This is a genomic window from Nostoc sp. (assembly GCF_036917975.1).
Taxonomy (GTDB): domain Bacteria; phylum Cyanobacteriota; class Cyanobacteriia; order Cyanobacteriales; family Nostocaceae; genus Nostoc.
Genome location: NZ_JBALEJ010000009.1, coordinates 109,566 through 134,444, shown reverse-complemented (window position 1 = coordinate 134,444; position 24,879 = coordinate 109,566). Strand labels below are relative to the sequence as shown.

At 43.3% G+C, this 24,879-nt stretch carries 23 protein-coding genes; 3 read left to right on the top strand and 20 right to left on the bottom strand.

What is annotated here, in order from left to right:
• Positions 1-76: 76 nt before the first annotated feature.
• Positions 77-934, bottom strand: a complete 858-nt coding sequence (locus V7K76_RS03025) for a MetQ/NlpA family ABC transporter substrate-binding protein (RefSeq protein ID WP_334777157.1) — start codon at positions 932-934, stop codon at positions 77-79.
• A 350-nt stretch (positions 935-1,284) separates the two neighbouring features.
• On the bottom strand, positions 1,285-1,941 hold the full coding sequence (locus V7K76_RS03020) for a methionine ABC transporter permease (RefSeq protein WP_334777156.1): 657 nt from the start codon (positions 1,939-1,941) through the stop codon (positions 1,285-1,287).
• Positions 1,942-2,163: 222 nt separating this feature from the next.
• Here V7K76_RS03020 and V7K76_RS03015 point away from each other — a divergent pair, with 222 nt between their 5' ends.
• Positions 2,164-2,313, top strand: a complete 150-nt coding sequence (locus V7K76_RS03015) for a hypothetical protein (RefSeq protein WP_334777155.1) — start codon at positions 2,164-2,166, stop codon at positions 2,311-2,313.
• A gap of 113 nt (positions 2,314-2,426) precedes the next feature.
• Here V7K76_RS03015 and V7K76_RS03010 read toward each other — a convergent pair whose 3' ends face one another.
• The 13 genes from V7K76_RS03010 to V7K76_RS02950 form a co-directional block, all read right to left on the bottom strand.
• Positions 2,427-3,614: an LLM class flavin-dependent oxidoreductase gene (locus V7K76_RS03010; protein WP_334777154.1), complete on the bottom strand. Its 1,188-nt coding sequence runs from the start codon at positions 3,612-3,614 to the stop codon at positions 2,427-2,429.
• 163 nt (positions 3,615-3,777) lie between these two features.
• Positions 3,778-4,755 carry a methionine ABC transporter ATP-binding protein gene (locus V7K76_RS03005; protein WP_334777153.1) on the bottom strand — a complete coding sequence of 326 codons (978 nt, stop codon included), beginning with the start codon at positions 4,753-4,755 and terminating at the stop codon, positions 3,778-3,780.
• A 145-nt stretch (positions 4,756-4,900) separates the two neighbouring features.
• Positions 4,901-5,794 carry a MetQ/NlpA family ABC transporter substrate-binding protein gene (locus V7K76_RS03000; protein ID WP_334777151.1) on the bottom strand — a complete coding sequence of 298 codons (894 nt, stop codon included), beginning with the start codon at positions 5,792-5,794 and terminating at the stop codon, positions 4,901-4,903.
• 85 nt (positions 5,795-5,879) lie between these two features.
• Positions 5,880-6,803 carry a MetQ/NlpA family ABC transporter substrate-binding protein gene (locus V7K76_RS02995; protein ID WP_334951682.1) on the bottom strand — a complete coding sequence of 308 codons (924 nt, stop codon included), beginning with the start codon at positions 6,801-6,803 and terminating at the stop codon, positions 5,880-5,882.
• A 291-nt stretch (positions 6,804-7,094) separates the two neighbouring features.
• Positions 7,095-8,198, bottom strand: a complete 1,104-nt coding sequence (locus V7K76_RS02990) for an aliphatic sulfonate ABC transporter substrate-binding protein (protein WP_334777148.1) — start codon at positions 8,196-8,198, stop codon at positions 7,095-7,097.
• 135 nt (positions 8,199-8,333) lie between these two features.
• Positions 8,334-9,440 carry an aliphatic sulfonate ABC transporter substrate-binding protein gene (locus V7K76_RS02985; protein ID WP_334777147.1) on the bottom strand — a complete coding sequence of 369 codons (1,107 nt, stop codon included), beginning with the start codon at positions 9,438-9,440 and terminating at the stop codon, positions 8,334-8,336.
• Between the two features lie 539 nt (positions 9,441-9,979).
• Positions 9,980-10,783 (bottom strand): hypothetical protein, encoded by an 804-nt coding sequence (locus V7K76_RS02980; RefSeq protein WP_334777145.1) that lies wholly within the window; start codon positions 10,781-10,783, stop codon positions 9,980-9,982.
• Positions 10,784-11,114: 331 nt separating this feature from the next.
• Positions 11,115-11,930 (bottom strand): hypothetical protein, encoded by an 816-nt coding sequence (locus V7K76_RS02975; protein ID WP_334777144.1) that lies wholly within the window; start codon positions 11,928-11,930, stop codon positions 11,115-11,117.
• A 256-nt stretch (positions 11,931-12,186) separates the two neighbouring features.
• Positions 12,187-13,002 (bottom strand): hypothetical protein, encoded by an 816-nt coding sequence (locus tag V7K76_RS02970; RefSeq protein WP_334777143.1) that lies wholly within the window; start codon positions 13,000-13,002, stop codon positions 12,187-12,189.
• A 146-nt stretch (positions 13,003-13,148) separates the two neighbouring features.
• Positions 13,149-13,544 carry a 4Fe-4S dicluster domain-containing protein gene (locus V7K76_RS02965; protein WP_292848577.1) on the bottom strand — a complete coding sequence of 132 codons (396 nt, stop codon included), beginning with the start codon at positions 13,542-13,544 and terminating at the stop codon, positions 13,149-13,151.
• Positions 13,541-15,205, bottom strand: coding sequence for an FAD-binding protein (locus V7K76_RS02960; protein WP_334777142.1), 1,665 nt, complete (start codon positions 15,203-15,205; stop codon positions 13,541-13,543). The genes V7K76_RS02965 and V7K76_RS02960 overlap by 4 nt, the downstream gene beginning before the upstream one ends.
• Positions 15,206-15,340: 135 nt before the next feature.
• Positions 15,341-16,417, bottom strand: a complete 1,077-nt coding sequence (locus V7K76_RS02955) for an LLM class flavin-dependent oxidoreductase (RefSeq protein ID WP_334777140.1) — start codon at positions 16,415-16,417, stop codon at positions 15,341-15,343.
• Positions 16,418-16,868: 451 nt separating this feature from the next.
• A complete protein-coding gene (locus tag V7K76_RS02950) occupies positions 16,869-17,432 on the bottom strand; it encodes a DUF2808 domain-containing protein (protein WP_334777139.1) in 564 nt (187 codons plus the stop codon).
• Between the two features lie 841 nt (positions 17,433-18,273).
• Between V7K76_RS02950 and V7K76_RS02945 the strand changes: the two genes are divergently transcribed.
• Complete coding sequence (locus V7K76_RS02945; RefSeq protein WP_334777233.1) at positions 18,274-18,444, top strand: hypothetical protein; 171 nt, start codon at positions 18,274-18,276, stop codon at positions 18,442-18,444.
• A 133-nt stretch (positions 18,445-18,577) separates the two neighbouring features.
• Positions 18,578-19,300 carry a hypothetical protein gene (locus V7K76_RS02940; protein ID WP_334777138.1) on the top strand — a complete coding sequence of 241 codons (723 nt, stop codon included), beginning with the start codon at positions 18,578-18,580 and terminating at the stop codon, positions 19,298-19,300.
• A 206-nt stretch (positions 19,301-19,506) separates the two neighbouring features.
• Here the strand turns inward: V7K76_RS02940 and V7K76_RS02935 are convergent, their stop codons facing one another.
• The 5 genes from V7K76_RS02935 to hrcA form a co-directional block, all read right to left on the bottom strand.
• Positions 19,507-20,394 (bottom strand): hypothetical protein, encoded by an 888-nt coding sequence (locus V7K76_RS02935; protein ID WP_334777137.1) that lies wholly within the window; start codon positions 20,392-20,394, stop codon positions 19,507-19,509.
• A 49-nt stretch (positions 20,395-20,443) separates the two neighbouring features.
• Positions 20,444-20,953, bottom strand: a complete 510-nt coding sequence (locus tag V7K76_RS02930; protein WP_334777136.1) for a hypothetical protein — start codon at positions 20,951-20,953, stop codon at positions 20,444-20,446.
• 214 nt (positions 20,954-21,167) lie between these two features.
• Positions 21,168-22,250 carry a photosystem II q(b) protein gene (psbA, locus tag V7K76_RS02925; RefSeq protein ID WP_334855211.1) on the bottom strand — a complete coding sequence of 361 codons (1,083 nt, stop codon included), beginning with the start codon at positions 22,248-22,250 and terminating at the stop codon, positions 21,168-21,170.
• A gap of 328 nt (positions 22,251-22,578) precedes the next feature.
• The gene (locus V7K76_RS02920) at positions 22,579-23,253 is read right to left on the bottom strand and encodes a DUF2834 domain-containing protein (RefSeq protein WP_334951688.1); all 675 of its coding nucleotides are present in this window, start codon (positions 23,251-23,253) and stop codon (positions 22,579-22,581) included.
• 63 nt (positions 23,254-23,316) lie between these two features.
• On the bottom strand, positions 23,317-24,447 hold the full coding sequence (hrcA, locus tag V7K76_RS02915; protein ID WP_334777569.1) for a heat-inducible transcriptional repressor HrcA: 1,131 nt from the start codon (positions 24,445-24,447) through the stop codon (positions 23,317-23,319).
• Between the last annotated feature and the right edge of the window lie 432 nt (positions 24,448-24,879).

Sequence of the window (24,879 nt, the reverse complement as noted above, 5' to 3'; positions counted from 1 at the left end):
AGCAAGCTACGCGTAACATCTCCGGCTCCGCTCCTGAATTCTGAATTCTGAATTCTTCTTCATTCTTTCACCATCTTTAAAATACAGGTACTATTCGTCCCTGATACTGCTTGTTAATAAAATCTCTAACTTGTGGATCGTTAAGTAACTTATTTAGCTTTTGAATTTTTGGCTCATTTTCTCGACCCTGTAATGTAACTAATGCCAAAGCATATTTTTTATCTTTAGCTGTCTCCTGTCCCATAGATTGCGGTGTTATTCCTGCTAGAGCAACGGTTTGAGCCGAAGAAACAATGAAATCTACATCATTAATAGCTCGAACTACCTGGACTCCTTCTACTTCCTTAATTCGCAAATTTTTCGGATTCTCAGCTATGTCTCTTTGAGTTACAAATTCTTTGGTATTTTCCTTAAGTTTTATTAAGCCATTACTTGCCAGTAACCTCAATCCTCGGTCATTATTAATCACATCATTGGCAATTGTGACAGTGGCATTTTGAGGAACCTCATTTACAGATTTAAGGTTTTTTGAGAAAAGACCGAGTGTGCTTAAGGAAACTAGATTTAATGGGACTAAATTGATTTTGAGTTCCTTGACTGCATTATTCATGAAAGGTCGATGTTGGAAAAAATTGGCATCAATTACTTTGTCTCTTAAAGCCGTATTTGGTTGTATCCAGTCATTAAAATTAACAACTTTTACTTCTAATCCTTCTTGAGGTGCTAGCTTAGTATTTACAAATTTCAAAATATCTTCAGATATAATTCCCGTCACCCCAACTTGAATGACTTCTTTTTGTGCCGTTGCTTGGGCTGTATTTGAAGTTACTTGAGCTTGTTGTTGGCTACAGCTAGCAAATAGGATAGAGGCGGTAAATGAGCCTAAAGCTGTGAGAAAAAATCGGCGGTTAATTTTTGGATGTTGTATGTTCATGGGCAATATTCTTGGTGATTCAAGATCGGAAGTGAACTAACCGCTTTCTCTACAAGATGCGGAAGACGCAGAGAGAAGATTGAAAAGTTTACGAATCCTGACAAAATGGCAATTTATGAAAATAAGTGAGGTTTAAAACCGTACTTCGTCCCGCTACGCGCTAACGCCTGCAAGTGGCGCGTTCGCGGTAGCGTTCGCACGAGAAAGAATCATTGTTTCCCAAGGGTTGTTGAAACCCCATCCGCAAGTGGCGTGGCTGTCTTTAATTTTGAATTTTGTTAGCGCAGCGTTAGCGAGTCCGCGTTCGCGAAGCGTCTCGTAGAGAGCGTCATTTTGAATTTTGAATTGATTCATCGTTTTCTTGTTCGCTGCGCCAGTAAATCGCCTAAAAACTGTACGATTTGCACTAGGGCAATCAGAACCACAATGGTGGAAATCATCACGCCAACATCGAATCGTTGGTAGCCGTATTGAATTGCCAAATTACCTAAGCCGCCACCACCAACGGCCCCAGCCATTGCGGAAGAGTTCAGTAGACTCACAACCAGAATTGTCATACCCAGCAGCAGGGAGGGGAAAGCCTCTGGAATCAATACTTTAAGAACGATTTGCCAATGGTTACAACCCATTGCTTGGGCGGCTTCTATTAGTCCTTTATCAACTTCCAGAATGCTGGTTTCAGCGATGCGGCCGAAAAATGGGATGGCGGCGAGGGTTAGGGGAACTAGCGCGGCTGTACTACCGATGGAAGTACCGACAATCAATCGCGTTAGTGGTGTCAAGACGACTAGCAAAATAATAAAGGGAAACGATCGCCCGGTATTGACGATCGCACCCAAAACTTTATATACCTGTGGAAAATCTAGCAGGTTCCCTGGCGCTGTCATCACCAAGATTAAGCCCAAAGGCAAACCTAAAAGTATCGCTACTACCGCTGATATACTCACCATGTAAAAGGTTTCACCAGTAGCCAGCCATAAACTTTGCAGCAATTCTTGCCCTTGCATCAATAAACCTCCACTTCAAACTCTGATTTGGGTAAATATTTCAAGGCTTGGGTTACTTTTGATCCTTCTAGTTGGATGTGAAATTGACCAACGCGGCGATTGCATACTACGATAAATCAATAGAGTTAGCGTTGTATTGACTATAAGATTTGCATAGATGAAGATAAAAAACAAGGGCAGGGGGGCAGGGAGCAGGGAGCAGAAGGAAAAAAGCAGGGGGCAATGGCACAAAGCAAAGCTTATAGCTTTGCCCTAACTGGTTCCCAGCCTCCAGGCTGGGAACCCATTCTCGGAGGCTCCGCCTCCAGTGGGCTGACCAGAGGCAGAGCCTCTTGGAATACATTCCCAGTCTTCAGACTGGGAACGAGGTGAACGATAAACTGGGCGCTCATGTTGCCCACCCCACAACAAACATTTGGATAATTTATTTCTTGGAGTTCCCCTACGGCCGATTAACGATGTTGGATTGAAAATGGTGTAAAGCGTCAGAGTCGCAATCCTGCCTGTTTTAGTAGTGGGAGAACGCGCTTGCCGAAGAAATCGAGATCGGGTTCAAAATCGTAGAAGGCGAGTTGGAAGCCATCAACACCAGCTTCTTTTAGTTGCAGAAGTTGGTCGGTAATCTGCTCAGGGGAGCCGATCAGTTGGATGTTACCGCCGATCGCACTCCCAACACCATGCCGCAGATTGCCCCTTTGATGCCCCTTCCAGGCATGTGCATCACTGGTGAAGCGAGAACGTCCAGCGATCGATTCGCGATCGGCGTGGTCGATAATTGCTTGAGCATATTCTTCCGCCTCCCGTTCGGTTTCGCGGACGACAATTAGTGGATTTAGGAGAGTGCGTACTTGTCGGCCATTGTCGATCGCCGACTGTTTGACACGGGCAGTGTGAGCGGGTAGCGAGGATAGGGCGCTTTCGATGTCGCCACCACCGGGGCTAGTGATGAACACGATATCAGAGTGGCGACCTGCAAAATTGATACCTGCATCGGAACCAGTGGCGTTGACCAAAATCGGCCGACCATAAAGCGATCGCGGGCTAATATAAGCATCCTTAAACTGCCAAGAAGCCTGACTCTGATAAGAAAAGTTTTCGGTTTCAGACCAGAGTCTTTCGAGGATGGAGACAAATTCATCAGCGAGTTCGTAGCGGCGATCGTGTTCGATCTGGCTCCAGCCGAACAATTCATGCTCATAAGCTCGGTGTCCGGTGACGACATTGATACCCCATCGACCTTTGGAAATGTGGTCGAGGGTTGCGCCAAATTTGGCAAGATGAATCGGATGCCACGGCCCGTAGAGGACGTGAATTGTCGAGATTAGCAGGATGCGTGAGGTAATACTGGCAAGGGATGCAGTGGTGATGAAGGCATCTAAACCCGCTTCCGTCCGTGTCGGGCCTTGTCCACCTTTAGGCTGCCAGGTAGAATAGCCAAAAACGAGGTCAAAACCGAGTTCCTCAGCCTTTTGGGTCAGCTTGGCATTGTAATCAAATGACCAGTCGGTAGTGCGCGGTAAGGCTGATGAACTCCAACCACCATGATGAATAGGTAAGAATAATCCGAGCAAAACGGGCTGTCGTAAAGCTTGCGACAACGGGCTATCAGGATAATCTGCCGGACTAGCCGCCGTAGCACGTGTTTTAAGTAAAGTAGTATCGATTGCATTCATAGTTTGATTGGGGATTGGGGATTGGGGATTGGGGATTGGGGACTGGGGATTGGGGACTGGGGACTGGGGACTGGGGACTGGGGATTGGGGACTGGGGAATAATAACTCCTAACTCCTAACTCCTAACTCCTAACTCCTAACTCCTAACTCAGCACTCAGCACTCTAATGCACTTCTACCTCAAACTCTGATTCGTGTAGATATTTCAAGGCTTGCGTGATCTTTGACCCCTCCAGTTCGATGTGAAATTGACCAACGCGGCGATCGCCTACGGTTTCGACGCTACCACTGAGGATATTGATATCAACATCAAAACGACGTGCTAAAGTGGCGAAGATTGGTTGTTTGGCTTGTTCTCCGGCAAAGGCGATCGTTGCTAGCACTGCGCCAGGACGTGCTAAATGTCCATTGCGACGTGGGAAAACTTCTTGGGCGAGAAGTGATTCTGGTTTGGCAATTAAATCACTGACTCGCCCCTGTTCTACAACCTTGCCAGCATTGAGTACGGCTACACTGTCGCAGATTTGTTTAACTACGCCCATTTCATGGGTAATCAGCAAAATTGTTAGCCCCATACGCCGGTTGAGATCGCGCAATAGTTCCAAAATCGATCGCGTCGTTTGAGGATCGAGTGCTGAAGTCGCTTCATCAGAAAGCAATACTTTTGGTTCACCAGCTAGCGCCCTAGCAATACCAACCCGTTGCTTTTGACCGCCCGAAAGTTGTGCTGGATAAGCATTCGCTTTACCTGCCAAACCAACTAGTGAGATTAATTCTTCAACTTTTGCCCGTTGCTTCAGTTTGCTGTAACCAATCACTTCCAAAGGAAAAGCGATATTTTCCGCCACAGTTCTGCAACTGAGTAAGTTGAAGTGCTGAAAAATCATTCCAATTCGCTGACGACTTTGGCGCAACCTGATACCGGAGAGTTTGGTGATTTCCTGTCCATCCACTGTGACGTAACCTGATGTAGGCTTTTCTAATTGATTAACACAACGAATTAAGGTACTTTTACCTGCACCACTCTGTCCTAAAACCCCAAAAATCTCACCTGGTTTGACCTCAAAGCTAACGCCATCCAGTGCTACGATCTCTTGATTTCCTTGGTGATAAACTTTGCGTACATCAGTAAATGTGATCATCTTAATAATTACTCCAAAAAAAGGATATATGTCTTGTTTGAGAAAGCAAAGAAATTTATATTGCAATCCGATTCATTTAAGCATTTCTTTCTTCTCTCAGTGTCCTCTGTGCCTCTGTGATTCCTTCAAAAAATTGACTTTTTTGCTAAGGAATAGGAATCACTGCACCTTGATACTTTTCTTTAATAAAATCCTTGACTTTTTGATCCCGGAGCAATTTGTAAAGTTTCTGAATTTTAGGGTCATTTTCTTGCCCCTGCAAAGTAGTAAGAGTAACTGCATAGAGTGGGTTTTTAGCTGATTCCAATGCCAAAGCATCTTTATCTGTTCGCATTCCTCCTGCTAGAACTGTTGCACCTGTCATCACACCTAAATCGACATCAGGAAGAGAGGGTAACAACTGACCAGATATAACTTCTTTGATTTGCAAATTTTTGGGATTCTCGACAATATCTTTGACACTTACTAAAACCCCAGGATTATTTTTCAGCTTGATTAACTTAGCTTCTTCTAGTACCTTCAACGCCCGATGAGCATTGTTGATATCGTCAGGAATAATCACTAACCCATTTTTAGGAACCTCAGCTAAAGATTTATGCCGTTTGGAATAAATGCCAACTGGATTCAAATGAATTGGAGGGTTTAAGGCTACCATTTTGATATTGTGTCGCTTGCCAAAGTCCTCCATAAAAGGTACGTGCTGAAAGTAATTAGCATCTATTTGTTTATCCCTCAGTGCGAAGTTGTCCTGCACACCGTCACTAAAGGTAATGATTTCGATGTTTAGTCCTGCTGCCGGTGCTAAATTCTTTTTGACAAATTCTAAAATCTCTCCGGCTGGGACAGGTGAAACTCCAACTTTTATTTTCTCTTCTTGTGTACTTGCAACTGTATTAGCAGTTGTTTTTGCTGATGTATTGACTGCGGTAGTAGAGGCAGAATTGGGTGAACTACAGCTAGCAAATAATGTTGATGCTGTAAATGATATAGCAGTTATTACAAAGAAGCGGCGGTTAATTTTGATTAAAGGATTTTTCATGCGATTGCCTTTGTATAGTGTTACAGGAGTTAAAAAGATTAACTTGCTTTTTGAACTCCAAAATTCCATCTAAAAACTCACATCATTAGGGAATTGCCAGCACAGCACCTTTGTATTTCTCTTTAATAAAATCCTTAACTTTTTGATCGCGGAGCAATTGATAGACTTTTTTAATTCTGGGGTCGTTTTCTTTTCCTTGTAACGTAGTCAGAGTAACTGCATAAATTGGGTTTCGAGCAGATTCCAACGCTAAGGCATCTTTATCAGTTCGCATCCCTGCTTGGACAACCCAGTTACCTGTTATTGCTGCTAAATCCACATCAGGAAGTGAGGGAATTGCCTGCGCTCCTGGTATTTCTTTGATTGTGAGTTTTTTGGGATTTTCAACAATGTCTTTGACACTTGCTACTCCTTTAATATTGTCTTTTAGCTTGATTAATTTAGCGCTTTCTAGCACCCTCAAGGCTCGGTTAGCGTTGCTAGCATCATCAGGAATAGTGACAAGTCCATTTTGCGGGACTTCAGCTAAAGATTTGTGACGCTTAGAATAAACTCCGACTGGATTTAAGTGAATTGGAGGATTAAAAGCGACCATTTTGATATTGTGTTGCTTGCCATATTCTTCCATAAAAGGAACGTGCTGAAAGTAATTAGCATCGATTTGTCCATCCCTAAGTGCTGAGTTATTTTGGACAAAATCATTGAAAGTAACAATTTCAATATCTAGTCCTGCCTCCGGTGCTAAATTCTTTTTCACAAATTCTAAAATTTCTCCTGCGGGTACAGGTGTAACTCCAATTTTGACTTTCTCTTTCGTTGCCGTAGTGACAGTATTAGCTGCTGGTGTTGCTGCCGGATTTGGTGCGGGACTAGAAGCAGAATTGGGTGAGCTACAGCTAGTAAATACTGTAGATGCTGCAAATGATGTAACCGCGATGAAAAAGAAGCGGCGGTTAATTTTGATTAAAGGATTTTTCATGCGATCGCCTCTTTTTTTGTCAATTAACAAAGAAGAATTCAGGAGTCAGGATGGGCTAAACGCTAATACGCTTGGGTTAAGGCTAAAATACTTTTTTTAACGAACCGCAAAGGACGCATTCGCGCAGCGTCTCGTCAGAGAAGGACACAAAGGAAGAAAAGGAAGAGAAGCTTAACTGAACTGTATTGGGCTAAACCTTAGCTATCCGCTAACAGAATGAAATTCTGTGCAAATTATGGAAAGCTCAGAGTTAGGGAGTCCGCGAGAATATTGATTCTGACTCCTGAATTCTGAATTCTGACTCCTCAATTCCTTTTTGCTTTACCATTTTTGGTCAGGAACCCAGTTGAAATTTTTATCTTTGACATCGATTTTTTTGGGAATAACTTTTAATTCGTAGAATGCATCTGCCATATTTTGTAAGCCCGTCAGAACTTCACTGTCTACAGGTAAAACCTGTCTAGTTCCGCCACGTCCTTCAACGATTTCCATTGTCTTTAAATCAACTTTATAGAGTTTTGAAAGCAGTTTGGCAGAATCTTTGTTGTTATTTTTAGCCCAAACACCAGCCTTTTCTAACTCTTGCAAAATGACTTTGAGAATGTCTGGATGATCGCGTACAAAATCTGGAGAGGCAAAGTAGAAACCTGGGCTTTCGACAATAGCTTTGTCACCAAATACTGTAGTATTATCTGCTAATAGACGAGTCCGAAGTTTGCGCTCAGTTTCAGCAGTGTAAGGGTCCCAAATTACCCAGGCATCAAAATCGCCACGTTGAAAAGCGGGTAAAGCTTCTGCTGGTGTCAGAAAAACAGGTTGAATGTCGCTGTATTTCAAACCCGCTTTCTCTAAAGCGCGGACAATCATATATTGCGAACTCGCTCCTTTCGCAAAAGCAACTTTTTTGCCTTTGAGATCAGCAAGAGTTTTGATCGGTGAATTTTCTAGCACCAAAATAGCTGAACTTCTGGGGCTACTTGTACTCGCAGCTACCCGCACAAATTGTTTATCAGCCGCTTGAGCAAATACACTTCCGGTACCACCACCACCACCGAAAACGATCGCACCTACTCCCATCCCTTCAAGTAAAGGTGCAGTAGAGGAAAATTCATTCCAGGTTACAGAAATCCCTTGAGGTTGTAAGCGTTTCTCTAGCGCTCCTTGGGCTTTGATAATATTTAGTAGAGACATCCCTTTTTGATGCCCCATTTTCAGCACTGTTAGCTGATTCTTCTGGGGTTCCTGTTTCTGCGGACTGGCAGAATTAGCCGCATTGTTCGGGGTGCAGGATGCGATCGCAAAATTCAAGCCTAAACCAATTACAAATAGTAGCACCAGCGATCGCATTCCAGGTTGCTGAACAAGCTTTAACAACCTCCTCTGATTTATCCAAACTAAAAACTGATTCACCAATCGAGTTAACATAATTATTCCTTTGTTGCTTGCTTTATTCCGGTAAACAGGTTATACCAATTTGAAAAATGATGGCGACAGATGAATTCACACCAATGTAATTCCCAATCCAAAATCTAAAATCCCAAATCCAAAATGGTAGCAGGTTTACCACTTCTGGTCAGGAATCCAGTTGAAATTTTTATCTTTGACATCAATTTTTTTGGGAATAACTTTTAGCTTATAGAACTCATCCGCCATACGTTGTAACCCTGAGAGTGATTCGTCATTCACAGGTACTACTTGTCTAGTTCCACTGCGTTCCTCAACAGTTTTCATTGTTGCCAAATCAATCTTGTACACCTTAGAAAGCAATTTGGCAGAATCATTAGTGTTCTTATTAGACCACTCAGCCGCCTTTTCCACCTCTTGCAAAATGATTTTTAAAAGGTCTGGATGGTCGCGTACAAAGTCTTGAGAAGCGTAATAAAAACCTGGACTTTCGATTGCAGCTTTGTCACCAAAGATAGTGCCATTGTCTGCAATTGAACGAGTGCGAATTTTTTGCTCGGCTTGAGCGGTATATGGGTCCCAAATTAACCACGCATCGATATCACCACGTTCAAATGCAGGTAAAGCTTCTGCTGGTGTGAGAAAAACAGGTTTAATATCGTTATATGTTAAACCTACTTTTTCTAAAGCCCGTACTATGATGTAATGCTGACCGGAGCCTTTAGCAAAAGCAACTTTTTTACCTTTGAGATCGGCAACGGTTTTGATGGGTGAATTTTCCTTGACTAAAATTGGTGAACCCTTTGTACCACTACTGAGTGATGCAGCTACGCGCACAAATGGTTTATCGCCTGCTTGAGCAAAAACGCTTCCTGTACCACCACCAGCACCAAAGACTATTGCACCTGCACCCATCCCATCAAGTAGGGGTGCTGTAGAAGAAAATTCATTCCAGGTGACAGAAATACCCTCAGGTTTTAAACGTTTCTCTAGGGTTCCTTGTGCTTTGAGAATATTTAGTAGTGCTACCCCTTTTTGATGCCCCATTTTTAGCACTGTTAGCTGACTTTTTTGGGGTTCTTGTTTCGGTGCAGTTACAGAGTTAGCGGCATTATTCGGGGTGCAAGATGCGATCGCAATGCTCAAGCCTAAACCAATTACAAATAGTAGAGCAAAAGCTTGTATACCAGGTTGTTTCCTAAACTTCAATAAGCTTCTCTGATTTATCCAAGCTAAAAATTGATTCACAAGTCGATTTAACATCCTTCCTCCTTGGCGTTACATAAAAATTTGATTGGCATCCAAACAAGGGAATAATTTGTTATAAATAATTAAGAAGCACGAGGCTCAACTTAGAGAAAATCACTATGTTGAAAATCTATCTATGAATATTTTTTATAAAAGAATAAATTGAAACTTCAGAAAAGGTTTGATTGGAATTATTTAGCTGAGTGATAATACAATTAATCTGCCTAACGGTGTAGTGTTCGTGATAACTAAATTTGATAATATAAAAAATATTTTTATAAAGAATATTAAGTTTTAAATTTTCTTTGCTTTATTGGTTAACAGCAAAATTCATAACTATTATCGGAATAGTTATGCTCCTAAAAAATAATAATGAAAAAAGCACAATCTAATGTCTAGATATAGAGCTTATCGTACCCTATGGAAAGCTGCTATGCGTCTATGTATGCAGTACACGCTGACTTCTGTGCTAAAAGGAGAGAGACTTTAAGTCTTACTCCCCTTCCAGTAACAAAAGTTTTTCTACTTCTCTCTTAATTGTTCCTTCTATTTGCTTATTGACTAATAGAAGTGAGTTGAGGATTAGGAATATCAAGTAGGTAAGAAATTACCTCTTTACGCCAAGCATCGTATACTGGCTCGATGCCTTTAGTATTAGCACCATTGAAATTTTCAGCATCTTGCCAGCGCTGTTTAATATAAGGAGCGCGACGTTGCTGAATTTCTTCGTCGAGTTCTAATAATTGTGCGGCGATTTCCGATTTTTCAGTAGGCGAGGCTTGCTCAAACTTTTTGCGCCACCAATTAGCGATCGTAATCCGATGAACTGCTTCATCATCATTGAAATGCTCTTTACTCTTCTGGGCTAATTCCTCGTCACCGATTGTGGATGTCAGTTTATTGAACCAAACTTGGGGCAAGATGTAATGCTCATAGTGGAGTTCCCAGGCAACAAAACCTAGCCAATTGCGAAAGGGTACATCTCCTAAAAACTCCCAATGGCGTTCAGCTTCCTTGCGGATATCGTCAATGGGATCGCGTCCAGTGAGGGCAATAATACGTTCCCGAAAGGCGATCGCATGGGCCCCATCATCCCCAATTTGTCTGCTTAAAATCAAATGCAAATCAGGGTCAGGAATCAACAAAATTGCCTTACTAGCAGCTTGCACAATAGACAAGTCGTGTCCACCTGTTGCAGCCCAGTACTGATAAAAACCTGCTTTTTCTTCTTCTGTTTCTGGGGGACGACTAGCATGTTCACGAGTTAGGGGAACGTGAGGCGCGTGCTTGCTAATCAATTTTTCTAGAGTTTCTTGTTCAAACTCTACATTCCAAGTCCGAGTTAGAGTTGCAGTCATAAAGTTTTTTTTGGGAATTGGGAATTGGGTATAGGGGAATGGCACTAAGAAAAGCCCAAAAGCCTGTGTAGCCTCGTTCCCAGCCTAGAGGCTTGTGAATGTATTCCGAATGGGCTGCCGCCTCTGGTCAAGAAAGAGGAGGCGGCAGCCCCCCCAGAATGGGTTCCCAGCCTGGAGGCTAGGAAGCAGTCAGTGCAAGGGCTGTATCTTAACTTAGTGCCATTCGGGTATAGGGCATTGGGCATTGGGCATTGAAAAGAGGCAGAGGGGCGGGGTGCGGGGGGCAGAGGGGAAAATTCTTCTCCCTGCTCCCTTGCTTCTTTCCCAGCCCCTAATCGTTAACACTCACAAGTTTGGGCAGTTTGGAGATGGGAATATCCAAGAAGTAAGAGAGTACTTCCCGCCGCCAGGCATCATAAATGACTGGCAAATCATCAACTTCAATGCCAATAGCGCGGTTAGCCAGCTGCCAATGATCTTTAAGATAAGTACTGCGGCGGCGTTGACCTTCTTCATCTGCTTCTAGGACTTGTGCGACTAAATCCTCTTTCTCAGATGGCGAGGCTTTGTCAAATTTACGCTGCCACCAATCCACAACTCCTAGACGGTGAACTGCTTCATCTGGCAAGATTCTCTCAGCAGCAAACTTTGCTGATTCTGGGTCATTGATTTTGCTAATGCGGCTGTTGAGCAAGAGCAAAGATACGATATGGAGTTCGTAGTGTAATTCAAAAGACAAGAAACCTTGCCAATTACGAATAGGTAAGTCCCCTTGGTAGTCCCAATGCTTTTGTACTTGCTTTTGGATATCATCTATAGGGTCATATCCAGATATAGCTTGCGCTCTGAGACGAGTATTTTGGGCGTGTGCGCCGTCATCTCCAAGTTGTCGGCTCAAAAACAGCTGTAATTCTGGGTCGGGAATTTGGTCTATTACTTTGGCACAAACTTGGACAATGAATAAATCATGGGCTGCACCAGCAACACGATATTGGTAGAAATTCTCTTTTTCTTCTGGTGTTACTGGTGGTCTGGGATCTTCCTGACGTGTTTTGGGAAGATGAGGAGCGTGCTTGTCAATCAGTTTGTTGAAAATTTCAACTTCTAATTCAGTTGTCCAAGCTGGACGTGTGAGGATTGCTGTCATATTTTTTTGGGTAATGGGGATTGGGGATTGGGGAATGGGGATTGGCCTGGTTCCCAGCCTCCAGGCTGGGAACCCATTCTGGGAGGCTCCGCCTCCAGTAGCTTGACGAGAGGCAGAGCCTCTCGAAATACATTCCCAGCCTGGAGGCTAGGAACAAGGCTAAACAAGCTTTTGGGCTTTTCTTAGTGCCATTTGGTTAGGAGGCTAAACGAGTAGTTTGAAAATACGTCCCAGTCCCCAATCCCCAGTCCCTTGTTTAATCGTTAATACTCACGAGTTTTGGTAGTTTGGAAACAGGAATATCGAAGAAGTAAGACAGTACCTCTTGTCGCCAAGTGTCGTAAATTACATCTCCTCCTTCAACTTCAACGCCAAGGGCACGGCGGGTAATCTGTCCATGCTCCTTAAGGTAGGGATTGCGCCGGCGTTGAACTTCTTCGTCTGCTTCTATTACTTGTGCTGTTAACTCAGCTTTTTCAGTTGGTGAGGCTTTGTCAAATTTACGGTGCCACCACTGCGCGACTCCTGCACGGTGGTATGTTTCATCGGGAATGATTCTCTCTGTGGCAAAAGTTGACGATATTGGATCGTACAATCTTGACAGCCGCCGATTTAATACGCCAGGGGCAACAATATGATGTTCATAATGTAGTTCCCAGGCTAACCAGCCTAACCAATCACGTATGGGCAAGTCTCCTAAATAGTCCCAATGCTTTTGTACTTGCTTTTGAATATCATCTATGGGGTCATGGCCAAATAATACTTCTATTCGCCGACGGGTATTTTCAGCGTGTGCGCCATCATCTCCAAGTTGCCGACTTAAAAATAGCTGCAATTCCGGGTCGGGAATTTTATCGATGATGTTGGCGACAACTTGCACAATAAATAGATCGTGAGCAGCTCCACCAACGCGGAAGGGATAGAAATTATCTATTTCTTCTTTTGTGGCGATCGCTCTTTGTTCATACAACCGCTTTTTCGGAATATGCGGGGCGTGCTTATCAATTAGTCTATCAATAGTTTCAGTTTCAAATTCAATTGTCCAAGCCGGACGTGTGAGAATTGCTGTCATTGGTTTTTCCTGTGTGTGAGTTTGAAATGAGACAAGTTACTCAGGGTTCTCCGGTTGAGCGATCGCCCAATTATTGAGGGTATTGGGTACTGAGGATTGAGTATTTGGAAAACTTTCCCCCAGTCCCCAGTCCCCAATCCCTCGTCTTAATTCGACTGGGAATTAGATGAGTTGCTCCAAGGAAGAATCCTGCCTTGGGGGTCGCTGGGCAAATTGTTACGACCCATAAATATTTTGGCTGACTGTTCTCTGACACCTGCTGGAGTACCTCCGGGATTCCAACCAAGGGTTTCTCGGTATCCGCCCAACAATCCTGCTTTTATGAGAGTTTCTTCATCAACTTGCACAGACTCATCTGCCTGTGGAGCAACGAACAATGCGTCTACTGGACAATACAGTTCGCACATAAAGCAGGTTTGGCAGTCGCTTTTACGAGCAATTCTTGGTGGACCATCTGGCACTTTGTCAAAGACGTTGGTGGGACAAGCCGAAACGCAGATATTGCATTTAATACATCGAGATTCGCTAACTAGTTCAATCACAGTGCTACTAACTCCCTCTCTTTAGCGCTGGTTTCGAGTTTTTGAGGCTTTACCCACACTCGATCTAAACCACCACTTAGTAAACGGTGGTATTGATTTGGATCTTGCTCAGGATAGTCTAAGTGTTTGTGCATACCGCGACTTTCTTTGCGTTCCAGGGCGCTAGAGTACATCCACCTGGCTGTCGCTACCATTGCAGTGGCTTCTCTAGCTTGAACAGCTTGATTTTCTGACACTCCTTGACTATTGCGAATTTCTTTCCAGAGGTGATTTAGGCGACCAAGAGATTCTGTCAATCCTTGCTCTGTACGGAATAGATTGCGATCGTAGGGGAATACTTCTGCTTGGACTGCTCGAATCACTTCTGAAGGAGCAAAGCTGCTACTGCTGGCGTTATTGGCAGACACTCCAACTTCTCCAAGTCCGCGGACGGTGCGTTGATTGGCTTGAGTTCCCAACTGGCGGGCGTAGTTGGCTGCTGCTTCACCTGCCCAATATCCTGAAGAAGTGGCCCAGGCGGCGTTATGACTACCACCACCTGTAAAGCCACCACAAATCAATTCCCGTGTTGCGGCATCACCAGCAGCATAGAGTCCGGGTACGGTGCTAGCACAGGTATAATCGGTAATCCTAATGCCGCCTGTACCGCGTACTGTTCCCTCTAGACGCAGAGTTACGGGGAAATGTTGGGTGAAGGGGTCGATACCCATGCGGTCAAAGGGTAATAAGAAGTTGTGTTGGACAGTCCGCAACATCGCCTGAATTTCGGGAGTTGCTTTGTCTAGGCAAGCATAAACAGGTTGGGTAAGCAGGGTACGGGCAATGATCGATCGCCCTTTTTGAGAACCTGCACCTTCAATTTCTGTACCATCTTGGTAATAGAAGGTTGCCCAACGGTAGTAAGCGCCTTTGGTAACGGAAGAAAAAGCTGGTGATAGGGCGTAAGCATTGGAAAATTCCATTCCTGACATTTCTGCACCTGCTTCAGCTGCCATTAAGTAACCATCGCCTGTGAGAACGTTACAACCTAAAGCTTTACTGAGGAAGGCACAACCACCAGTAGCAATTACTACGGCTCCAGCTTTGACTGTCCAGCGTTCACGAAGTGTCCCCGCAGGGGATTCGCCAGTTTGGCGACAAATACCTTTAGCACCTGCCACTACACCTTCTGTGTCTACCAGCAATTCTAAAGCTGGACTGTGGTCAAGTATTTTCACCCCTGCTCTAGTAATCTTTTTCCGCATCAAGCGCATATAATCATGAGCTTGTTGTAGCGATCGCCGATGGGGACGCCCTTCATCATCTACAGGAAAAGGATAGCCCCAATCTGACAGTTTATTCAGGTTTGTATAAGTCTGATCTAATACACGTTCCATCCAAGGACGCTCTGAGAGGAAACCCCCTAGAGCTTCCCGACTCGCCATTGCCGCTTCCCGTTGTTCTGGGTCAGGTGGAACATACCAAACACCAGTACCAGAAGGTGCTGTTGCTCCGCTCGTACCGCAGTAGCCTTTATCTACGAGTACTACTCTCACCCCTTGAGCGGCAGCATTCCAAGCCGCCCAAGTTGCTGATGGGCCACCGCCGATGACTAAAACATCAGTCTCTAAATTCAGTTGTGATGTAGTATTATTGCCTGATTCAGATTGATATGCACTCACGATTACACCTCCTAACTTATTGAATTGGGAATTGGGCATTGGGCATTGGGAAAGAGGAGGCAGAAGTTCTTTAATTTTGAATTTTGAATTTTGAATTTTGAATTGATTTCTCCCCCAGTCCCCAATCCCCAGTCCCTATCCTGCCACCAGTTCTAGCGATGCCTCCGGCGGGCTACGCCTACGCACTCGTGGCATTACCTCTTCGGAAAAATGCCTCATTTCAGTCGCGAACGGCTGAAATTGCAGCATAAATGTGCCAATTCCCACTCTGTTAAATTCGGCAATGCGACTAGCCACGGTGTCATAGCTACCAACTAAGCCAGCAGCCGTGCCACCGTTACTTCCTACGCCTGGGTACTTGGCTAAGTTCTTAAACATCACGACTTCCGAATCGACTCCTTTGAGCAACTCTGAGCGATCGTCTTGTGCTACTACCATTGCCCGCAAGTTGTGATATTCTTCTTGGGCTTCTTCATCTGTGGGTCGAGCGATCGCAAATGCGGACATTGCAAAGCCCAGTGGTTTGGAGCGATCGCGCGGCTGTTTTGCAACCTGAGCAATGGTTTCTCGGATCACTTCTATAGGACGACCGTTGAGAAAAAATACATCTGCCTCTTTTGCCGCTAATGCCTGCGCTGGTTCTGACTCACCTCCCACATACACACGTGGATGAGGATTAGCTACGGGAGGAGGATTAAAGCTGAGGTCACTGATCTGAAAATAATCTCCTTGAAAGTTAACTCTTTCTCCACTCCACAGCGCCTTTACTACTCTGATCCACTCATTGGAATAGCGGTAACGCTCATCGTGGGGAAGAAAAGATATGCCTGATTTTTCCATTTCTGGCTTAAACCAAGCACTTACTAAGTTGATCGCAAAACGCCCACCACTGATCGCATCAATACCTAATGCCATCTTCGCTAAAATTGCTGGATGAAAAAGTAAAGGCTTCACAGCGGCAATAATTTCGATAGAATTTGTGGCTTCGGCAAGGGCTGCTGCTGCTGTCCAAGTTTCCAGCTGATCTAGTTGTTGATTTCTAGGATTAATAATGTGTTCTGCGATCAAAGTTGTAGTAAACCCGCACCGTTCAGCCAACTGGAGGAGATCCTTAGCTCGTGAATAACTGGCATCACGAGGTTCAAGAGGATGGTTCATTACGCCGCAGTTGCCGTAAACGGGAATCCAAATCCCGTAGCGTGGCTCAGACATAGCTTTCAAGAACCCTTGTAATGGACGCTAAAAGTTTACTTGGCACTAAATTTTGAGTTTATCGGATAATCCACCTAATCTCCTGTGAATCTACGGTAAACCGACTAATATGCCGTAGTATACAGTTATGAGATTTGCATAGATTGTGCTAAAAAACAAGAGGTTATTAAAATTTATTGACATTACTCCTTAAGAGAGTTCAGTTTGTAGCGAAAACTTCTCAAAAAAATAAAGGACAAGTATAATTCTTGTCCTCAATGCTTAAAATAACAGATTTTCCGTCGAATAGGTCACACAAAAGGAACTAAGTATTAGACATCTCCAGAAATTAAATATGCGTTACCCATAACCCTTGTAGAGACGTAGCAGTGCTACGTCAAAACAATTCTTTTTCGGAGATGTCTATTGGGTATTAGGAAAACTCTTTCCCAATCCCCAGTCCCGAATCAAATTAATTCTCTGTACCCATATGCCCGTAAAATTGAAAGCGTCCAATGCCGAGAAATTGGCCAGCAGTTTTCTCACCAGAGGGAAAAGCCTTAACGCCAAATAAATAGACGCCATCATTAAAAGGATTCTCGTAAGTTTGCAGACCAATCGTAACCGTCTTACCTGGTGCTATGGGAGTATCAAAGGTTACTGTGATAGTCTGCTGTTTGTCGTTACCTTTTACAGTTTTGAGTGCCAGCTTTGAACCTTGTTGATTGCGTGTGCCTTCAAAGGCAAAAGTATCTTTCTGATTGAATTCAATATCTTCACTCCCCTGAATCTGGTTAAAAGTGACCTGCTGCAAGGGTTCCCCGGCTGTCGCTGGCACTTCCAGAGTGAAATAGTACGTCGTATTGGGAATACTTGTAGCGCTGTATGGAGTACTGGCACTAACTAAACGTGGTGGTTCGGCAAAGGCGATCGTACCATTGCTTAAGGTAACTGCATTGGCTACCGAATGAGGTAGTAAATATAGTCCAGTGCTGACAACAAATAGAGTACTAAAAAAACGATTTACGTACTTCATGATTTATATTTTTTTACCTCAATGTTTTTTATCTAAGACTCAATAATTTCAGTCTTGCTTCAAATACCCATAAGCAATCCTGAGTAAACCAATTATTACAGTCTTTAAAGTTAGTAAGTTAATTAAGCTTACCGACTATTTATTATGCGGTTTTGCTGTAATTCTAGCACGCGCTTTCAAGTTCTCCAGGAATAAAAATGGATATTGAAATTTAAATTTAACTGGTGATTTTGAGCTAATTATTATTAGTAAATTCCCTCAAAAGTCGATGATTTTAACGGCCTTTCATGGTAACCAAACACTCATACATCCATATATTTACCGTAGTTTAACTAACTTAATACCCTCATAGAGCGATATAGTTACCGTAGGATAAATAGCAAATTATTTTAAAAATTGATAATTTTATACAGGAGTAAATTTATAAATTGAATTACATATCAATAAATTTACTGAACTTATAATTAGTAAATTATGTTAAAGAAGAAAGTGAATTACTACAGTAGTCTATCAATAAATAGTTGATGGATAAATAAATTCCTTGTAGAGAGGGCGATTTATCACGTCTTTATAATAGACATATGCGTTACCCAGAACCCTTGTAGAGACGTAGCACTGCTACGTCTCTACGTTATTTTTCGGAGATGTCTAATGATTTATCGGATCTTTGCGCTCTACAATTTCCATCAAAAAACCTTAACCGAACCGTATTGATAGCATTCTTGTTTACGTGAGGTACACCCGTAGGGTCTTGCCGTGCCCCATTGGTGTCAACTTAAGCAAAAATGAACCATAAGATGTAATCTGAGAACATCTTGATTGATGTTCTTAGTGATACATCATGAGTAGCAAACGCCCAGCGCGAACAGGAAATCCAGACCTGCGGCAGCAAAAGCATGTACCAGCACCGCCGATTGCGGAAATCCAGCAAAAAAGTCTATACACCGTAGCCTTTATAAGGAGAGGGATTGAGGGTGAGGTAAACCAGGGACATATATTGTATGTTATTTAATTCTGATTCCTAACCATGTACAGCAGATTTCAACTTCGTGCGAAACTTGCAACAAGATAAATGTATTCTCTATACCCATGAAGTATTGTAGATATCGTTAGTCTGCAATCTTTGGCTCTGGATTTTCAAAAAAATGTTACGACTTTATCATTTATTACTAGGTTCTATTTTGCTGGTGTCAATACCTCTGGGAGCAAAATTTGTTCTCCCCCAATTTTCTCCTCCACCCAAAGCGGTAAAACCTCTAGCTGTTGCAAAACTCCCCAATCCTAATGAGGGAAATATCTGGCAGAAAATCTTAGTAAATGCTGCTGCTCCAACTAACTGGCAAGTTGCTCCTTGTGAGGGAAATGCACCCTTGCTGTGTATCTCCTCTGGCGGGAAACGTTTGGGTACAGTTGAGATTAACGTTTACCCACTAGCTAACAATGAGGACTTCCGAAAGAAACTTGTAGCAGCTGGTATTCCAACTGGTTCTCAAGTTGACTACCAAAGTCCCAAATACCAAACCCAGGTATTAGAAGCACTCAAGGCTTGGGTTGCAGATCACTACGCTGCCTTTGCAAAAGATCGTCAGGGTAAATATGGAAAAGAGATTACCTTCTCAACTTATCCACCCCAACCAGTACCTATTGGCAAGCTTCAGGGAATCCGCTATGGGTTCGCTGGACTTAAGCAACAAGGTGGAGTACAAGAGCAACATATCGGTCATGTTGCCTTTGATGGGACTAAACTTTACGTAATTACTACTGCATTTGACACAGATACGCAAACAGGTAAGTTTGAGAAACTGGAAAACTTAGCTATTTTTCAACCTTACTTATATGCGATCGCCGCAGATTTGCGTTTACCTTAATAGGGATTGGGGATTGGGTATTGGGGATTGGGTATTGGGGATTGGGTATTAGACATCTCCGAAAAATACGTAGAGACGTAGCACTGCTACGTCTCTACAAGGGTTCTGGGTAACGCATATTTAATTTCTGGAGATGTCTATTGGGTAAAATTTTCTTCTTCCCCAGTCCCCAGTCCCCAGTCCCCAGTCACCAGTCCCCAGTCCACCTAAATCTCAGCTACCGCCCGTTCTATTAAGCGATGCGCTAAAGTTTGCGTACCGGTGTGTTCATAATAATTTGTTGATACATCAATGAACGCTGCAAGGTAATCTAACTTGTCATCGGCAACATCGATAAAACCTTGCAAATTGTGGACAACCTTTTGTGGCGTTAAATCATTGGCGGAGACTAGCCCACTCATCCAACCTTTAACTGAGTCAAAGCTTTCGCCAATAAAGTTGAGTTTACCAGCAGGACTATCCCCTGGAATCACATCTTTGATGCTTTGGAAAGTCGAGTTTTGTTCTAACTCCTGTGGATTTGTTTGATCAAGCACAGATAACGCTTTGCTGATAAAGCCTGGCCCCAGAGGTATCAAACCATCAACGCAAACTAATGCCACCATGCGGATCAGTGACTCACCACTATACTCACCTAAAGAGGCGACAAAATCCCCAATACTATCTCCAGGAATGCCGTTAATTTGACAGAAGGCTACTAACTCAGCCACTAATTTCAATGTCAAATCAATGGTTTGGGCTTTATCAGCTTTGGGGGTGACAGAATTTAAAAAACCCAACAAAGGAATTTTTTCGCTAACTTTGTTAGCTAAAGCTGCTGCACCAAGGGCTTTATCTGTAGTATCAACGGTTTGATATAACCACAAGGCTGTTTGGTATCCTTGGGATTTGTCGTTGAATAGATAAATCGCTCGTTCGCCAATTTGCTGAATTAAATCTTCGTCGTCTTCGCCAGTGACAGTCTTAATGGTGTTGACAAAGCCGACGGTATTTTGCCACTCGCCAGGAGCAACAAAATCTAGGGATTTCAACATAGAAACAGTCAAGCCGCCGGTTGGTAATTGATCAACTAAATCAACAATCGATTTACTCACAAAAATCTCCTTATTTAGGGTTTATTATCTTTAATGTCAGTAATTTGGCTCATTTCAGGTTAGCCAGACCATTAAGATTAAACTTCTCTAACCAATCTGCGCGATCGCTAGCTTTAAATGACGAATCACGAGAAAGTGCTTTTACTTGGTACTTACCTACCAAAATTGCAGTTTGCGTCTTACCAACTTCTATTGCCGGATAGCCACCAATTTTTTTGGTACTATTTGAGAACTTTGCTGTGGCATTAGGTGTGCTGGTAGTATCAGAAATAGACAGTAACGCTAGTTCTTTACCGCCTTTTTTCAACTTCGCTTCCGAAAAACCTTTTTTCTCTTGGGTATAGACGCGCTGGTAGCCATCACCTGCATCAGGGAAAAATTTATTAAATTCGCTACCCTGAGTTGCGTTCTTAGCAACTGCAAGACCCTTTTTTTGTTGAGTGCTTTCTTTTTGCACCTGGTCAAAACGTCCAGGTGTCTTTGGACTACAGGCCGTTGTCAGTATCATTACCGACAGCAACAAAGCGGCTACTACCCTACGCCCACGGTGTAAAATCATTCTTGGCTTCTCCTTATAGTTGAGCTTTGAGGCAATTATCTGCGCTGCTAGCAATTATTACCCGTAAAATTTACTTTTTGATAATTATTGCCTAAGTTCTCAACTATAGCCGTTTAATTTTGCACTTCAAATCAGACTTAACGCAGCAATTAACCCAATGCAAAAACGCCCCCCCTTTCGGGAGAGCGTCTTTCAATCTAGCGAAACTTCAGAATTAACCGTTGATAGCAGGAGCGGTAAGAGCTACAGGAGCAGAATCGCCAGCAGCCAAATCTAGAGGGAAGTTGTGAGCGTTACGCTCGTGCATTACTTCCATACCCAGGTTAGCGCGGTTGATTACATCTGCCCAAGTTGCAATCACACGACCTTCAGAGTCAATGATTGATTGGTTGAAGTTGAAACCGTTCAAGTTGAACGCCATTGTGCTTACACCCAAGGCGGTGAACCAGATGCCGATTACAGGCCATGCTGCTAAGAAGAAGTGCAGTGAACGGCTGTTGTTGAAGGAAGCGTATTGGAAGATTAAGCGACCGAAGTAGCCGTGAGCCGCAACGATGTTGTAGGTTTCTTCTTCTTGACCGAATTTGTAACCGTAGTTTTGTGATTCAGTCTCAGTTGTTTCACGAACCAAGGAAGAAGTTACAAGAGATCCGTGCATTGCAGAGAACAAACTTCCGCCGAATACACCAGCTACACCTAATTGGTGGAAGGGGTGCATCAAGATATTGTGTTCTGCTTGGAACACGATCATGAAGTTGAATGTTCCAGAGATACCTAAAGGCATACCATCAGAGAATGAACCTTGTCCGATTGGGTATACCAAGAAGACTGCACTTGCTGCTGCAACGGGTGCACTGTAGGCGATAGCAATCCAAGGACGCATACCTAAGCGGTAGGATAGTTCCCATTCACGACCCATGTAGCAGAATATGCCAATCAGGAAGTGGAAGATTACCAATTGGTAAGGGCCGCCGTTGTACAACCACTCATCTAAGGAAGCTGCTTCCCAAATTGGGTAGAAGTGCAAGCCGATGGCGTTGGAGGAAGGTACTACTGCACCAGAGATGATGTTGTTTCCGTAGATCAAGGAACCTGCTACTGGTTCACGGATACCATCGATGTCTACTGGAGGAGCTGCGATGAAAGCGATTACGAAGCAAGCGGTAGCCGCTAGCAGGGTAGGGATCATGACTACGCCGAACCAACCGATGTAAATCCGGTTATTGGTGCTGGTGATCCATTCGCAGAATCGATCCCATACGTTGGCGCTTTCGCGACGTTGTAAGGTTGTTGTCATTGTTTTATAAATGCGATTATTTGCAGATGAATTTAGGTAGGTTTGACTACCTGTTACACATCTTAAATAATTTATTGCGTTTTGTAAAGTACTTTCAGAAAAAACTTTCTCTTGGGATTTACGCACCCACAGAGAATTTTAGATTTTGGATTTTGGATTTTGGATTGTGAAAAATGGGGACTGGGGACTGGGTACTGGGGACTGGGCAAGAAAAGTAGAATTAAAATTTATGAGTAAAATTTGGTTAGGGGTCTGAATCTCTATCTAAATCTCCCTAATCCCCAGTCCCTAATCCCCAGTCCCTAATCCCCAATCCCTAATCCCTAGTTCAATTTGTTGCTGGCTGCTTGGATATGGACTCTATACCCACTTCTGGTAAAGGTGGACGCACAGATAAATAAATCAATGGGCCGAATAGGGGTATCAAGGTTATTAACCAGAAAAACTGCGGATTTTTCCAACCGCGACGCGCCATATCATCCCCTAGTAATACAGGAAATAATAGGGAAAGTAGACAGAAGTCTATGCTCATCACATGGATAAAGCGGTTAGTTTGCCACTCTTGCACAAAACTGCCCCAATCTCCTCCTCTTAAACCGTAGACAACTAGAATAACTGTGGCTACCGTTAATACAAAACCAGTCACACGAGAATCTAGCACCTTAATTAAGGTATTCTTTTTACCGAGAAATTGATTATTTGGTTCTCGTAGGGCTAAGTAAGGCAACAAGGCAAAAGCACCAACTGCAAAAGAAGCAGTAGCAAACAGCCAAGCAGGTATTTTTTGTCCTCTACCATCAATAAAAACTACTGCGCTGTAAATAAGAGGCCAGATGCCCATGAGGTTGAATAGTGCTATAACTAACGGGTTAACGCCTTGCCAGTGGCCAAGAGAAAGGTTTTTAATTAACTCAAATGTATCGGGTTGATCGGGAGGCGCGAGGAAAAAACCATAGACAATGAATCCCAGCCACAGCAGGCCAAAGGCAATTTTTCTCACCATGAAAGATTTAGGTAGGTAGTATTAATTATTGATTTTGCCACTAAAAACTAGGCTACTTAGCATTCAAGGATTGAAATAACTAAAAGCTTCTGAGAGATAATCAGCGGCAGATGCTACTACTGCGATCGCACTTTCATAATCTAGGCGCGTTGGCCCCAAAACTCCCACACTTCCTACGGGTATCGAACCCCGGCGATAGTTGGAAGAAATCAAGGTGCAGGTACGTATCGGTTCTAAGGGATTTTCTGCGCCAATACGAACTGTTACCTTTGGTTTACTACCTTCCTCTGGTTCTGCCTCCTCAAATATTAATCGCCACAGTTGGTCTTGTTCTTCTTCCAACAGATGGATAATTGTTTGTACTTGCTGTAACTGGGCAAATTCTGGCTGGCGCAAAACTTCTGACACACCCCGAACCATAATTTGGGTTGCACTGGGTGCAAGAGTCCGACGTGTCAATTCGGCAACTGAATTTTTCAAGAATTCCCCGTAGCGTTGGAACTCCTGATCTAGTTCGCTCCAGTTGAGGTAGGGTAATTCCAACAGACTTCGCCCCCGCAAGTGACTATTCAAAAAGTTAGAAACAATCTGTAACTCGCGATCGATTACCTCTGAATCCCGTTGTGTCTCTTCTACTGTTGGCGACAAATCCATCAATTTGGAATGTGTCTCGTAACCATCTGTCACCACAATTAGCATGATCCGCCCGGCTTCAATTTGCACTAATTGCATATGTCGCAATAGCGCTGTAGTCGTTTGCGGCATAGTGATCAAGCTAATGCAACCACTCAAGGTTGCTAAAATTTGCGCGGCTCCTTGCAGTAGGGTTTCTAAACTCCGATCATGCCATTGTAGCTGTTTTTGCAGTGCTACCTCTACTTCTCGCCCTAAAGTTTCTGTCCGCGTAGCGTCTGTCTGCGACACGCTGCGCGATCGCAGAGAAGGTGTAATTAGCTGGTCAACATAAATGCGATAGCCTGAATCTGAAGGTACACGTCCAGCAGAAGCGTGTGGTTGATAGAGTAATCCAGACTTTTCTAAAACGCCCATCACATTGCGAATTGTCGCCGAGCTTACACCCAGGTCGTACTCCTCGACCAAAGCCTTTGAACCAACTGGCTCTGCCGTAGCAATATAGTGACGTACCGTTGCCCAAAGTATATGCTGTTGTCGATTTGTTAACTGGACTTCCATTGTGGTATGTTTTGCCGAAGGCAAATTTTAATCAAACTTTGAACAGATTTGTGGATTTAATCGAAAACAGAAAATATTAATAATTGATTAAGATATTAGATTATACAACTATATTATGATAAGAATTTTTAAGGTTCATACAGATACGGCATTTTGTAAGAGTAAGGTTTAAATAGTAGCTCAATTTTTTTAGTAAAAGCTGCTAGTTATAATTTACCCTCATCATGCTCTTTTATAACCGTATTTTTGCACAAACTTTCAATTGCAAAAGTATTATTAGATACGTATTTTTTGGTAGAGTCTAATATTCAACTGTGATTTGACCCAGAAAATTTTTGTGCAGATGTGCTTGATATCCCAATTCCAAGTTTTCTGGCAGGCGTCTAAAGTAATGTACTGCTGTTTTCAGCATAGCAAAAGCCAGATGGAAGA